The organism is Glycomyces sp. YM15 (assembly GCF_016918015.1).
Classification (GTDB): Bacteria; Actinomycetota; Actinomycetes; order Mycobacteriales; family Micromonosporaceae; genus Glycomyces.
Genome location: NZ_JAERMK010000003.1, coordinates 158,343 through 172,762 on the forward strand (window position 1 = coordinate 158,343; position 14,420 = coordinate 172,762).

General features: G+C 69.0%; 10 protein-coding genes and 1 riboswitch. Of the genes, 6 read left to right on the plus strand and 4 right to left on the minus strand.

Translation table 11 applies throughout. The features are described 5' to 3' along the window. The first annotated feature begins 189 nt into the window (after nt 1-189). Nucleotides 190-2,673, plus strand: a complete 2,484-nt coding sequence (locus JHY01_RS05085; RefSeq protein WP_205324521.1) for a S8 family serine peptidase — start codon at nt 190-192, stop codon at nt 2,671-2,673. 66 nt (nt 2,674-2,739) lie between these two features. Here the strand turns inward: JHY01_RS05085 and JHY01_RS05090 are convergent, their stop codons facing one another. The 4 genes from JHY01_RS05090 to JHY01_RS05105 all read right to left on the minus strand — a co-directional run bounded on the left by JHY01_RS05090 (nt 2,740) and on the right by JHY01_RS05105 (nt 7,995). Next, nucleotides 2,740-3,294 carry a hypothetical protein gene (locus JHY01_RS05090; RefSeq protein WP_205324522.1) on the minus strand — a complete coding sequence of 185 codons (555 nt, stop codon included), beginning with the start codon at nt 3,292-3,294 and terminating at the stop codon, nt 2,740-2,742. Nucleotides 3,295-4,299: 1,005 nt separating this feature from the next. Further along, the gene (locus JHY01_RS28010) at nt 4,300-4,764 is read right to left on the minus strand and encodes an alpha/beta hydrolase (protein ID WP_374199492.1); all 465 of its coding nucleotides are present in this window, start codon (nt 4,762-4,764) and stop codon (nt 4,300-4,302) included. Next, the gene (locus tag JHY01_RS05100) at nt 4,646-5,020 is read right to left on the minus strand and encodes a hypothetical protein (protein WP_205324524.1); all 375 of its coding nucleotides are present in this window, start codon (nt 5,018-5,020) and stop codon (nt 4,646-4,648) included. Before JHY01_RS05100 ends, JHY01_RS28010 begins: the two co-directional genes overlap by 119 nt. Nucleotides 5,021-7,257: 2,237 nt before the next feature. Then, nucleotides 7,258-7,995, minus strand: coding sequence for an SDR family NAD(P)-dependent oxidoreductase (locus JHY01_RS05105; RefSeq protein WP_205324525.1), 738 nt, complete (start codon nt 7,993-7,995; stop codon nt 7,258-7,260). Between the two features lie 91 nt (nt 7,996-8,086). Then, a riboswitch (cobalamin riboswitch) is annotated at nt 8,087-8,294 on the plus strand. A gap of 40 nt (nt 8,295-8,334) precedes the next feature. Here JHY01_RS05105 and metE point away from each other — a divergent pair. From metE to tsaB, 5 genes are all read left to right on the plus strand, one after another. Next, entirely contained in the window at nt 8,335-10,590 is a 2,256-nt protein-coding gene (gene metE / locus JHY01_RS05110; protein ID WP_205324526.1) for a 5-methyltetrahydropteroyltriglutamate--homocysteine S-methyltransferase, read from the plus strand. Between the two features lie 76 nt (nt 10,591-10,666). Beyond that, nucleotides 10,667-11,854, plus strand: a complete 1,188-nt coding sequence (gene alr, locus JHY01_RS05115) for an alanine racemase (protein WP_205324527.1) — start codon at nt 10,667-10,669, stop codon at nt 11,852-11,854. Between the two features lie 76 nt (nt 11,855-11,930). After that, on the plus strand, nt 11,931-13,166 hold the full coding sequence (locus JHY01_RS05120) for an alpha/beta fold hydrolase (RefSeq protein WP_205324528.1): 1,236 nt from the start codon (nt 11,931-11,933) through the stop codon (nt 13,164-13,166). Nucleotides 13,167-13,258: 92 nt separating this feature from the next. Then, entirely contained in the window at nt 13,259-13,735 is a 477-nt protein-coding gene (gene tsaE, locus JHY01_RS05125) for a tRNA (adenosine(37)-N6)-threonylcarbamoyltransferase complex ATPase subunit type 1 TsaE (protein ID WP_307814251.1), read from the plus strand. After that, nucleotides 13,732-14,403 carry a tRNA (adenosine(37)-N6)-threonylcarbamoyltransferase complex dimerization subunit type 1 TsaB gene (gene tsaB / locus JHY01_RS05130; RefSeq protein WP_205324529.1) on the plus strand — a complete coding sequence of 224 codons (672 nt, stop codon included), beginning with the start codon at nt 13,732-13,734 and terminating at the stop codon, nt 14,401-14,403. The genes tsaE and tsaB overlap by 4 nt, the downstream gene beginning before the upstream one ends. Nucleotides 14,404-14,420 lie beyond the last annotated feature (17 nt).

Genomic DNA, 14,420 nt, shown 5'->3' on the forward strand with positions numbered 1-14,420 from the left:
TCCCGACACGCGACACGGCCGCGCGGCAAATGCGCGCTTCGCACGCCGCCATGCCCGACGATCGAGGTCCTGCCATAGCTGCCGGTCGGGGCCCGGGCGCCTCCGGTGCGCCCGACCGGCACGACTCGAAGGGGACCCCTGATGCCGGGCTTGCGCCGAAACACACCAGACCTCCGCGGTCGGCCGACCGTGCTCCGCGGTACTTCCCGCACGACCGCATTCGTCGCCGCCGCGGTCGCCCTGCCGCTGCTCGCCGCCTCGGCCCCTGCGGCCCAAGCGAATCCGGACGGCGCGGCCCAGGTCTGGCTGGTCGAACTCGCGCCCGGCGCGGGCGCCTCGATGCTCGAGGCCGCCGCCCACGGCCTCGACTACACGATCCGGCACGACTTCGAACGCGTCTGGAACGGCGTCTCCGTCGCGACCGACCCCGCCACCGCCCGCCGCCTGGAGCGCCTCGACCTCGTCGAAGAGGTCTGGTCCGACGTCCTCTTCATGGGCCCCGCCCGCGTCGGCGACCGGCCCGAGGAGGCGCAACCCGAACTCGCCCAGGCAATCCAGACCACGCATGCGGCGAACGCGCACGATCGTGGCATCACCGGCGAGGGCGTCAAGGTCGGCATCATCGACACCGGCATCGACTACACCCACCCCGACCTCGGCGGCTGCTTCGGCCCCGACTGCCGGGTCGCGTACGGCACCGACTTCGTCGGGGACGAGTTCGACTCCGACGACCCCGAGCACGCCGAGCCCGTCCCCGACGAGGACCCGGCCGACTGCGGCGGACACGGCACGCACGTGGCGGGCATCGTGGGCGCGGACGGGAACGTCACCGGCGTCGCCCCCGACGTCGAGTTCGGGGCCTACAAAGTGTTCGGCTGCGACGGTTCCACCAGCTCCGAGGTCATCTTGCAGGCCTTCGAGGCGGCGCTCGACGACGGCATGGACGTCGTGAACCTCTCGCTCGGCCTGTCCTTCCAGTGGCCGGGCTACCCGACCGCCGAGGCCGCCGGCCGGCTCACGGAGGAGGGCGTCACCGTCGTCGCCTCCATGGGCAACGACGGCGAGACCGGGGTCTACTCCGGTTCGGCGCCGGCCGTCGGCTCCGACGTGATCGCCGTGGCCTCCACCGACAATCCGAAGCAGCGCATGGACGCCGCATTCGTCCCGGCCCTGGACCGCACCATCGGCTACCGCGGCATCGACGACACGCCCGCGCCCGAGCCGGGCGCCGCGACCGACCCGCTCGTGTGGTTCGGCCGCGCCTGCCCCGACGACGAGTCCGAAGGGGACGTCAACGGCAAGGCCGCGCTCATCGTGCGCGGTACCTGCACCTTCAAGGCCAAGTACGAGCGCGCCGTCGCCGAGGGCGCGACGAGCGTCGTCATCTACAACGACCGGTCGGGCCCCTTCGGCGGCACCGGCATCGAGGACGGCCCCGTCCCTGCGCTCGCCGTCACCGACGCCGACGGCGAGGACCTCCACGACCTGGCCGCGATCGGCAGATCGCCGGTCCTGGAGTTCACCGACGAGACGGTCCTGGTCGACCTCCCGCGCGGCGGCTTCGCCTCGTCGTTCACCGCGTACGGGCCCGCCCCGGACCTGTCGTTCAAACCGGACCTGACCGCTCCCGGCGGCGGCATCTGGTCCACCGTGCCGGTGGCCGACGGCTCGTACGAGTCCCTTTCGGGCACTTCGATGTCCTCTCCGCACGTGGCGGGCGCGGCCGCGCTCCTGCTCGACGACGACCCGCGCCTGACACCGCGTGACGTGCGCACGCGACTCGCCAACTCCGCCAAGCCGGTCGCCTGGGGCGAGAACCCGGACCTCGGCGAACTCGAAGCGGCGCACCGGCAGGGGGCCGGCGTCATCGACGTGATCGACGCCCTCGACGCCGAGGCCTGCCTCTACCCGACGGGCGTCAACACCGGCGACGGCACGGGCCCGCGCACCTTCGAACTCCAGCTCACCTCGCGCGACACCGCGACCCGCTCGTACAAGCTCACCCACCGGTCCACGATCGCCACCAGGGGCGACACCCGCGACCCGGGATTCGCTGCGGCCGAACCGAAGGTGACCTTCGAGCCGAAGACCCTCGACCTCTACCCGGGCCAGACCGCCACGGTCCAGGTCACGATCGAACCGAGCGCCGACCTGCCGCTCGGCAGCGTCTTCGGCGGCCGCATCACCGCCCGCCCCGACAATGGAGAGTCGCTGACGGCGGCATACTCGGGCTACCAGGGCGACTACCTGGCGATCCCGGTCCTCGAGCATCCCGAGTTCCCGCGCCTCGCGGCGATCGTCGGCCAGGACCCGGAGACGCACGAGTTCGACTACCGCGACATCGAGGAAGGCGAGACCTTCAGCCTCACCGAAGACCCGGACCTCGCGGCCTTGGTCTACCTGGGACATCAAGTGTCCGCAATGGAGATCAGCGCCGAGAACGCCGACACCGGCGCGATCATCGAATGGGAACCCGAGCACTACCTGCAGCGCTCCCCGGGCCCGAACGACGCCATGGGCATCCACCTCGAAGACCTCGCCGCAGCCCGCCCGAACGCCCTCGAACCCGGCCAATGGACCCTGCACGTCAAGGTCCTGAAAGCCCTCGGCGACGAGGCGAACCCGGCCCACTGGGAGCAATGGGAATCCCCAGCGTTCACGCTGACCGACTAGCAGCGCATACGAAATGAGGCCGGGCCCGTTCGGGCCCGGCCTCATCGGCTTCAATACCGGTTCGGACTACAGGAGCGAGACGCTGGAGATGGCGGCGTCGATCTCGGTGCGCAGCGCGTCGTCATCGGGCTGGACGATGCCCATGAGGAAGACCGAGCGGTTGTCGTCGGTGAGGATGTGGACGATGTGCCCGTACATCGGCTCGTCGTCGGCCTTGCTGACCTGCCAGGTGAAGCGGTAGGCCTCCTGGCCGTCGACTTCGATGGGCTCGGAGATCAGGATCTGGCGGTCCTCGGCGTAGTGGTAGAAGTATTCGGAGTTCTCGCCCGCAATGATCGAAGTGCTCATCGACATCTCCTCATCCGTCATCCCCTCACCGGAGAACGCGAAGACGGATGCGCTGCCGGTCTCGGTGGTGACGCTCGCACTTGAGGTGAAGGCCTCGATGAGGTCTTCGGAGGCGAACTCTTCCCAGCCTTCGGGGAGCGAATATGCGACCCCGGACTCGGAGTCCTCGATGACCAAGCCCTCTGCTTGGGAGCTACCCGGGCCGTCGCCGCCGGGATCGGCCAGGAACCACCACGCCCCAGCTCCACCCCCGACGACAAGCAGCGCGAGCACGACAACGAGCGCAATGACGCCCCCGCGCTGCTTGCGAGCAGGCGGCGGAAGCGGAGGAGGCGGCCCGGGTTGAAGACCTTGCCCGCCAGCCGGATACGGCTGAGGTGGCGGCCCCACCGGCTGATAAGCCCCAGGGCGGGACTGGGGAGGACCGGGCTGCCACTGCTGAGGCTGCCCCTAGGGCGGCTGTTGAGGGTTCGACTGCTGCCCGTAGGGCGGCTGGGGATTCGGCTGCTGGTACATGTTCGGTCTTTCAGTGAGAGGGTCGGGACACGCGAACCAGGTGAGTCGAACGGAACCAGTCCAGCAGAGGCTTGCGTACCCTCGAACGGGTCGATCGCCGCAGCCTGGTCGGTGGGAATACCATCGGGAAAGTAACGACCGACCGCGTCTCCCTCGCTACCCGGCTCAATACCCCCGATAGGAGCAATGTATTCGATCCCGCCTGGATCGCTAACCGGAACACAGCCCGACTGGATCGTGAAGACTACCAAGTCCAGCACCCTGTACCAGAGAGCGATGCCATCATCTCGCTGAGCGACAAGAGCTCGATCCAACCGTTCTCCTCGAGCAGTCTCAGTATCGTCCGTGATTTCGTAGCCCTCGGATATCCAGAATTCGCGCAACTCGTCGACGTAGCTTTCACGAACCATCTCGGATTCCGAGTTCTCGCTCGAGAATTCATAGGTAATCTCGACCATGGTGTAGTCCGGATCGTCCACGCCGTTGCGAGTGCAGGGCATTTGATACCACGTTCGCTTCTCAAACCCTGGGAAGTCCGGTAGCACTGCAACCGCTGCTGCGGCGGCGGCTTCCATGGGCGTATAGGCTTCAGCCTGAGTGAAGTCGGATTCCGGCGGTTGGTTCAAACCTTCTCCAAAGAACGAACAGGAAGCAAGTTTTAGGGAAACGGAAGCGAGGCACACTGCTCCCAGCATCCGTCTCGATGCGGACTTCCAGCGGTAACGCGCAAAGAAACTCATCCTGCTAATCCTGCCTGCCCTGTCACAATGGCCGCCATGGTGTCGCGGCAAGACCAATCGAATCCAGATCATTGCGAGTGGCCCAGACATTCGATTCGTCCACTCCGAGCGAAGCAGCGGATTCAACGCCGGCTCCGGTCGAGGCCACGAAGACGATATTGTCGGCTTCAACTCCTTCAGTTGAGGCAGCGGTCCCGATGACAGTAGTGCCATAGGAACGCCCCTGCAATGACGTTCGTTTCGCAGCCGTTCGGTCTGCTCGGTCATCTTGGGCACATAACCACTCCAGTGCACGCCAATAGTCTGAATCGCGCCGCAATCGAGATCGCGGAGATCCTTCCAAGACATGTCGCTCATGGGGGTGCGTCCTACCAGTCGGGGCGGGCTGAGGCGTTTTCGTTTGCCCGGCCGGGGTAACGGTCGTGGTCGGCGAGGGAGGCGAAGTCGCCGGCGTTGTACTCGTCGACTTCGACGGCTTCCTCGGCACAGACGGCCAGGTACTCACCTGTGTTGCCGCACAGTCGCGAGAATCCTCCAGCTCGGAAGAGCTGCCACCACTCTGCGGCCTCGGCCAGCGCGGGGCCGAGCGCCGTATCGGAGTCTTTGAGTTGTTGCGCGAGTTCGGTCGTGCTGTCGATGAGCGTCACGGTTTGGGCTTCGACCTCGGATTCGACGTCGAAGAGGATTTCCACCGACTTGTGGACTTCCTCGGGCTCCATCGTGAAGACATCAGCGCCGGCCATGTGCGGCCTCCATTGCCTTGCGCGGGAAGGCAATCGCTTGGGGAAGGCACCTGGGGGGGGTGGTGTCATTCGTCGTCTCCGTGGGGATAGGAGCGGGTTCGGGACTCTGGGTCACTGTATCGAGTTGGAGAGTCACGTGGGGTACATGACTCGAATGCCGAGATCACAATGGTTTGCGGTGCAATGTGAGTCGTGTCCGCCCGGGTGAGTTTGCGACGGACCGGGCGGACACGGGTTCAGGGGATCGCGCGGCGGGACGCACTGGGGCACAGGGAAGACGTTCGGGGCGAGTCGGGCTTTTCGGCAGCGAGACTCAGGGTACCGGGGAATCACACACTGTGCGGTACACGGAATCAGGCACAGGTGAGCGATGGCTTCCAGACGTATTTACACGGGGTGCGTCGCGGATTGGAAAGCATCAGACTTGGGCAGCAACAGAAGACGTGGAGGAAACCGTCGAACCCGAGCCCGCGCTCCGAAGCGGGTGGCGACGTGCCGCCATGGCGACCTGTGCAGCGCACCCTCACGCCCGCACCGGAACCCGAGCGCGAGCGCGGCACGAACCCGGTCCGAGACACCACCCCAAGCCGGAGCCGGAGACCCAGCCTGGCAGCTCGATTGAGACGCCGCCGCTCCCACCGTCCCCGAACCAGCCCGCCCTGCGCCGCCGCCCCGCGTTTCTGGAAGGAGGGCAGCGAAGGCGAGCTGTGTGTTGAAGTGACGCAGTAGGAGCTGTTTGAGAAACAGCGCGAAGGCGCCTGGGACCGATCCATCATCGAGTCCTCCGAACTCGCGGCTATCCACTGGGCGAACCGACGAGACCTGGACAACCAGCACCGGTGGCCGATCACCGCAATCCTGCACTTGGTTCAACGGATGATCATGGTCTTCAAGGACCGCATCGAGCCTGCAGCACCCGCGTCCGGCTTGGTAACGGGGTCGGGTCTGGTTCGGTTGGGACGCAACCGATCCGGGCGTGCGTGGGACCTGGAACGTGAATGGTTTCGCATCGTGTGGGTGATGACAGTCGGGGGCTGTATGGGGGATACTTGAGGTACGTACAGGGACAGGGAATTTGTACAGGTGTCGGGGTAGGTGTAAGCAGACTACGACAAGCCTCTGGCCGATCCGACAAACCGACTTATTCCGAGGCGACGACCCCGCAAGCCAGGGTGCTCCTCCTTCTTGGAGGCGTCCGATCTCACCCCCGTGCCATCGCCCGCAGCTGTCCGCGCCCCCGATGGGCCGTGACTGGGTGGACGATTCCCTAGTTGGGATCACCCCAACCAGCAGGCAGTGCCTTGCAAGGAGGCACTCGCGATTCGAGCACGACCCGCCAGCGTGAGGGGCGAAGCCAGGCCAGGCAACAGAGGACCCGGCCCGGGCAGCACCAGCACGTCCATGGCGAGCACCACCCCGTCCCGGCAGCGTCGCGCCCGAAAGCTCCCGCGCGCCTCCAGGACGGACCCGAAGCACAGGAAGCAAGAACCGGGAGGCGAATCCACCTCCGGCGTTCATTCGGGGAGACCGCCGGGAGGCTGAACCACTCCGGCAGGGACGGCAGGCAACTACATCCGCCCCGGCAGGGACGGCGTGTTCAGGCGAAAGCCGAAGGGCCAGAACCGGAAGCCCAAGCAAGGTCGACAAGGCCAGCGAGGAAAGCAAGTAGAGCAGCGGGAAGGAGGCGACAGGCACATGAAGACCACGAACACGAGCACGAGCACGAGCACGATCATGTCCGGGCCGATCCCGTCGACCGGCGGCTCCCTCGTCGCCGACCACCCAGTCGCTGCGGCATCGGGCCGGACCCACCCGTCCCGACCGGAAGCGACCACCGGCCCCGCCCCGGCGGCCCACCCCCAGGCCACCGCAACAGCACCGACAACGACAACGACAACGGCTCGAGTCCGGCCGGAATCCCAGGTGCGGCCGGGTCCCCAAGAACTCCAAGTCCGTCGGGGTCCCACACGCCGCCAGCGCTCCAACTCCAGCTGGGATCCCGAGTCCCCCCAACGACGGCAACACACCCGAATCCCGCCACCCCACCGCCCTGACCGCAACCAGCCCTCACGACAGCACCACACCCCCGGACCCGACCCACACCGCTCTGTCGCTGCCTGATTGAAGGGCGACCCAGCTCCAGTCCTCGAGGCAGCTCCACGCCACGACCGGCTGGGACGCGTCTTCTTCCCCGAGCGGCCTGGCGGTATCCGGGCCTTCGGAGTGCCCCGGAATCGCTATTGGCGGCGGTGAACCTGCTGGGCGCCGGTCTGGTCGCGCGGCATGATCGTGATCTGGTCGACGTTCACGTGCGCGGGTCGCGTTGCGACCCAAGCGATCGTCTCGGCGATGTCATCGGCGGTCAACGGGGTCATGCCCGCGTAGACCGCGTCGGCGCGGTCCTGGTCGCCTTCGAAGCGGACCAGGCTGAACTCGGTCTCGACCATGCCCGGGTCGATCTCACACACGCGCACCGGCCGGCCGAGGAGTTCAAGGCGGAGTACGCGGGTGACCGCCGCTTCGGCGTGCTTCGCCGCGTTGTAGCCGCCCCCGCCCGGGTACGGCTGGTGCGCCGCGATCGAGCCGATGACGACGACTTGGCCGTCACCGGAGTCGACCAGCTTCGGCAGGAGCGCCTTCGTGACTCTGATCGTGCCGAGCACGTTCACGTCGTACATCTTCTGCCACAGTTCGAGATCGGCCGTGGCGATCGAGTCGAGCCCGAGGGCCCCGCCCGCGTTGTTGACCAGCAGGTCGCAGCGCTCCACCTGCTCCACGAACGCGGCCACCGAAGCCTCGTCGGTGACGTCGAGCGCGATCGCCCGCCCGCCGCACTCCGCCGCGACCTCGGCGAGCCGGTCGGCCCGGCGGGCCCCCAGCACCACCTCGAAGCCGGCCTTGGCGAGTGCCTTCGCGGCGGCGGCCCCGATCCCGCTGCTCGCTCCCGTGACTACTGCTACAGGTCTGGTGCTCATGGGCCCCGAGCCTACCCATGCCACCGGAGATCCGCGACGCTCTCGTCCCACTCTGCGGCCTCGTCAGGGGCTCAGGCCGGTGCGCGGCCGTACCATCGGTTCCGACGCTGGTTCCGAGGCGGTGCACACCGCTTCGGCTAAGAGGGAATCTGGTGTGAATCCAGGACTGCCCCGCAGCGGTGAGAGGGAACGAAACCCGCCATGAGCACTGGGCCCGGAACCTGGGAAGCGGTGGGGATTAGGTGCCGGAGACGGCGCGCCCTCGAGTCCGAATACCTGCCCGCGTACCGCGCGCGACCGCGCGCGGTCCCGTTGTCGCACGTTCGAGGGAACTGACACATGAACACGACTACCAGCGTGCCCGCGAAACGACCGCAGGCCACCGCACTCGGCTATCCGCGCATCGGACCGAACCGCGAGCTCAAGCGAGCACTCGAGTCCCACTGGTCCGGTCGGCTCGACGCCGCCGGGCTGGAAGCGGCCGCCGCCGCCGTCCGCTCCGGGATGCTCGACGACCTCTCGGTGCTCGACACGGTCCCGACCGGCACCTTCTCCTACTACGACCACGTGCTCGACACGATCTGCGCCGTTGACGCGCTGGCTCCGCGCCACCGGCGGGAGACCGAGCTCGCCTCCTACTTCGCCGCCGCCCGCGGCGACGAGGCGGCCGTGCCGCTCGAGATGACCAAGTGGTTCGACACCAACTACCACTACCTCGTTCCGGAGATCGGACCCGAGACCGCGTTCGCGGCCAAGCCCGCGAAGGCGATCGCCGAGTTCCTGGAGGCGAAGGAGCGCGGACTCGACGCCCGACCGGTGCTGCTCGGCCCGGTCTCGTTCCTCCTGCTCGCCAAGCCGAGCGAGGACGCGCCCGCCGATTTCATCCCGCTCGACCGGCTCGACGACCTCGTCGAGGTCTACGTCGAACTCCTTGCCGCCCTCGCGGAGGCCGGGGCGGGCCTGATCCAGCTCGACGAGCCCGCGCTGTGCGCCGACCGCACCGAAGTCGAGCTCGCGGCGACCGCCGCGGCCTATCGGCGGCTGGTCGCGGGCGCGGAGATCCTCATCGCGGGCGGTTACGGGCCGTTCGGCGAATCGCTGCCGGTGCTGCTCGAAGCCGGCGTGGAGGGCGTGGCCCTGGACCTCGTGCGTGGCCGCAGTGACCTGGAAACACTTGAGGCACTGAATGTTTCACGTGAAACATTCTTGCTGGCCGGGGCGGTTGACGGCCGCAACATCTGGCGCGCCGACCTCGCCAAGGGCGCGGCCGACCTCGCACGGCTGCAGGGCATCAGCGACCGCGTCGGGGTCTCCTCCTCGTCCTCGCTGCTGCACGTCCCGGTCGACCTCGACGCCGAGCAGGACCTGCCTGAGGCGCTGTTCGAGCGCCTCTCGTTCGCGCGACAGAAACTCCTCGAGATCAAGGCGATCGCCGACCCCGAGGGTTCCCGCGAGGCCCGGCCGCAGACGCCGGCGGACTGGCGCGACGATTCGGTGCGCGAGCGGCTCGCCGCCCTCGGCGCGGACGCCGACCGGCGGCTGCCGTACAGCGAACGCCAAGCGGCCCAGGCCGAGCGCGTCCCGCTCCCGCCGCTGCCGACGACCACCATCGGCTCGTTCCCGCAGACCGCCGAGCTGCGCAACGCCCGCGCCGCGCACCGCCGCGGCCTGATGATCGACGCCGACTACAAGGCCCGCATGAAGGCCGAGGTCGCCGCCGTCATCGCCGAGCAGGAGAAGCTCGGCCTCGACGTGCTCGTCCACGGCGAGCCCGAGCGCAACGACATGGTGCAGTACTTCGCCGAACAGCTCACCGGGTTCGCGACCACCGCCGCCGGCTGGGTGCAGTCCTACGGTTCGCGCTGTGTGCGCCCGCCGATCCTGTTCGCCGACGTCGCGCGGCAGGCGCCGATGACCGTGGAGTGGACCTCGTACGCGCAGTCGCTCACCGAGAAGCCCGTCAAGGGCATGCTGACCGGGCCCGTCACGATCCTGGCCTGGTCGTTCGTGCGCGACGACCAGCCGCTCGCCGACACCGCCGACCAGGTGGCGCTCGCGCTGCGCGACGAGGTCGCCGACCTCGAAGCGGCCGGGACCGCGATCATCCAGGTCGACGAGCCCGCGCTCCGCGAGCTCCTGCCGGTGCGCGCGGCTTCCCGTGCGGCGTACCGGGACTGGGCGACGCGCTCGTTCCGTCTCGCCACGGCGGGCGTGCGTCCGGAGACCTCGATCCACACGCACCTGTGCTACTCGGAGTTCGGCGAGGTCATCGACGCGATCGCGGCCCTGGACGCCGACGTCACCTCGATCGAGGCGTCGCGTTCGAAGATGGAGGTCCTCGCCGACCTCGACCGCGCGAACTACCGCAGCGCGGTCGGCCCCGGCGTGTGGGACATCCACTCGCCGCGCGTCCCCGCGGCCGACGACATGGCCGAGGCCCTGCGCCTCGCGGTGGCCGCGCTCGGCCCCGAGCGGGTCTGGGCGAACCCGGACTGCGGTCTGAAGACCCGCCGTTACGAGGAGGTCCGCCCGTCCCTCGAAGGACTCGTGGCCGCCGCCCGCGCCGTGCGCGAGCAGCTCGCACAGTCCGCGTAGCGCGAGGGTGCGTGCCCGTCGACCCAGGCATCGGCGCTGCCGGAGCCGAACGCGGCGGGCACGTACCCTTGCATATGTGGCGATCGACAACTACCGCGTCCTGACCGAACCCGAATTCGGCACCATGTCCGGCCTGGCGAAGGCCAGCGCCGACTGGCGCCGGCTCGCGCACAACGTCGAGGCGCTCGCGGCCGTGGCCGGGGTGCCGATGATGGCGATGGTGAAGGCCGACGGGTACGGGCACGGCATGGTCCCCGCCGGGCGGGTCGCGGTCGAGGCCGGGGCGGTGAGCCTCGGGGTCGTGACGCTCAGGGAGGCTTGGCGGCTGAAGCGCCTGCCGGATCTGGCGGACACGACGGTGATGGCGTTCTTCTTCTCCCCTGACCAGCCGGGCCTGGCCGAGGTGGTCGGCGCGGGGGTCGAGCTCGGGGTGTCGTCGCTGGCGCAGTTGGACGCGGTGGCGGCGGCCGCCGACAAGGCCGGGCGTCCGGCGCGGATCCATCTCAAGGGCGATACGGGCATGTCGCGCGGGGGTGTGGCCGAGCACGAGTGGGCGGTCGCGGCGGAGGCCGCGGCGAAGCGTCAGGCGGCGGGTTCGCTGGTGGTCGTGGGTGCGTGGAGCCACATGGCGTGCGCCGACGAGATCGGGCATCCGGCGAACGCCGAGCAGAAGGCCGCGTTCGAACGGTTCCTCGGGACGGTGGCCGCGTCGGGCCTGGAGCTCGAGGTGCGGCACCTGGCGAATTCGGCGGCGCTGATCTCGGACCCGGAGACGCGGTACGACATGGTGCGTCCGGGGATCGCGCTGTACGGGTACAACCCGGTGCCGGAGTTCGCGGTCGATCTGCGGCCGGTGATCGAGCTGCGGTCGGTGGTGATGTCGGTGAAGCGGGTCCCGGCGGGTTCGGGGATCTCGTACGGGCACACCGTGCATCTGGAGCGGGACACGAATGTGGCGCTGGTGCCGCTGGGTTACGCGGACGGGGTGCCGCGGGCCGCTTCGGGCAGCGCCGAGGTGTATCTGGCGGGGAAGCGCCGCCGGGTGCTGGGGCGGATCTGCATGGACCAGTTCATGGTCGACTGCGGCGATGACGCGGTGAAGGCGGGCGAGCCGGTGGTGCTCATCGGTGCGGGTGAGCAGCATCCGGATGCGGACGACTGGTCGGCGTGGGCGGAGACGATCCCGAACGACGTGTTGACGGGGCTCGGTTCGCGGGTGCCGCGGTTGTGGAACCGCGGTCTGGTGCCGCGTGAGGATGCCTGAGTACTGATCGCCGCGTCTCGCACGGTGCGGCGGTTCGGGGCGGAGAGCTTGGTGTTCGAGAGCATTGCGAGGCGGCATGGGTGAGCGGCGGTCCCGCCGGAGGCGCGGTTTCGCGATCGCGGGCGGGGTGACCGGTGGTGTGGCACTCGGTGCGGCTTTGGCATGGGGGGTGCCGCGGTATCTGGCGCGGCGCACGAAGGCGGCGTCGAGCGACCCGTACGCGCATGAGCCGTTCGAGCTGCCGCCGCAGCGCTCGGTGATGACGGTGGAGTCGCGCGACGGGGTGCCGATCCATGTGGAGACGGCGGGTCCGGCGGACGCGGACCTCACGGTGGTGTTCGTGCACGGCTATATGCAGGACATGGCGACGTTCTACTTCCAGCGGAAGGCGGTCGCGGAGGCGAACCAGAGCCAATCGATGGCTCGCGAGCTTCACCGGGACCGTGGCGTGTCGCTGCGGGCGGTGCTGTACGACCAGCCGGGGCACGGCCGGTCGGGTCCGCTTCCCCGTACTGAATACGGGATCGAGGATCTGGCCGAGGTGCTGCACGACGTGCTGGCGGCGGTGGCGCCGCGGGGCCCGCTCGTTCTCGTCGGGCATTCGATGGGCGGCATGACGATCCAGGTGTTCGCGCGGCTCTATGAGGCGGATTTCCGGGAGCGTGTGAAGGGCGTGGCGTTCTTCTCGAGCAGTGCGGCGGGGCTCGACACGGTGGAGACGAAGCCGATGCGGGCGCTGCGGCGGCTGCGGCGCACGGTGCTGCCGATGCTGCAGCAGGTGGCGGGTTGGACGCCGGATCTGATCGACCGGTCGCGGCTGCTGGCGGGGGACATCGGGTGGCTGCTGACGCGCAAGGCCGCGTTCGGTCATGTGGATCCGCCTGCGTCGCTGGTCACGCTGGTGGAGCGGATGAACCGGCGGACGTCGATGCAGAGCATCGTCGGTTACGCGCGCGCTATTCTCGATCACGACGAGACGGCGACGTTGCCGCTGTTCGAGGGGCTTCCGGCGCTGGTGGTGGTCGGTGACGAGGATCTGCTGACGCCGCCGGAGCATTCGCGGCGGCTGGCGGCGGCGCTCGGGGGGTCGCGATTCGCGCTCATAGCCGAGGCGGCTCATTCACCGCAGCTGGAGTACCCTGGTGAGATCTCACAACTGTTGTTGGAGATGATCGACAAAGTCGTGGCCGAGATCGGCGAGGGCTCCGCTGTGTCGGCCGCTCCTGAGGCGGCGCCGGAGGAGCGCGACACTTCGCGATATCGCAGGTGGTCGCCGTTCTCGCGTCACCACGGGCATCGTCTCGAGCCGTGACTCGAGGCTTGACCGAGCTTTGCGACCATGCTTTGAAACCCTGCTGCGCCGCGCCGACAGGACGCGGCCCAGAGCACTTGGAGGAGTGAAACGTGAGGCTGACGCTCCAGACGGCCGGAGACACCCACGAGTTCGGGCTGCGCCTCGCCGCGGTCCTTCGCGCGGGTGACCTCCTGATCCTCACCGGGCCGCTCGGCGCCGGGAAGACCGCCCTCACCCAGGGCATCGGCGCCGGTCTCGGCGTCGAGGGGCGGATCACCAGTCCCACCTTCGTGATCGCCCGTTCGCACCGCGCGGGCGAGGCGGGCGTGCCGCTCGTGCACGTCGACGCGTACCGGCTCGAGACCCTGGACGAGCTCGACGACCTCGACCTCGACACTGATGTGGACGCGGCGGTCACGGTCGTCGAATGGGGCGCGGGCCTGGCCGAGCGCCTCGCCGAGTCGCACCTGGAGATCGCGATCGAGCGGCGGGCCGACGAGGTCCGCGAGGTCGTGCTGCACGGCCGCGGCGGCGACTGGGCCGAGCGCCTGGCCTCACTCGAAGCCCCGGTGGGTGCGGCCGCATGAGGGTCCTCGCCATCGACACGTCCACTGCCGCAGTGCAGGCCGCGCTCGTCGACCTCGACGACGACGAGTTGTTCCTGACCTCGTTCCGCCGCGAGGTGGACGCGCGCGGGCATGTGGAGAAGCTGGCGCCGTTCATCGAAGGCTGCCTCGCCGACGCGGGCCGCACCGTCAAGGATGTGGACGCGGTCGTCTCCGGCGTCGGTCCCGGGCCGTTCACGGGCCTGCGCGTGGGCATGGTCACCGCGGCCGCGTTCGCCGACGGCGCGGGGATCCCCGTCTACGGCGTCTGCTCGCTCGACGGCATCGGCGCCAACACGCGGGGCCGCGCCCTCGCGGCCACCGACGCGCGCCGCAAGGAGATCTACTGGGCCGTCTACGAAGACGGTGTGCGCGAAGGCGAACCGCAGGTGTGCAAGCCCTCGGAGCTCCCCGACTGGGTCACCGAGACCGGCGGCGCGGACTACGCGATCGGCGAAGGCGCGAGCAAGTACGCCGACGAGCTCCCGATGGAGGCCGAGGCCACGCCGATCTTCCCCGACCTGGTGAAACTCGTCGAACTCGCCGCCCCGCGCCTGCTCGCGGGCGCGCCGACCGAGCAGCTGACCCCGCTGTACCTGCGCCGCCCGGACGCGCAACCCGCCGCGGGAAGCCCGGCGCCGCAGCCCTGAGCCGCCGCGTGGTACAG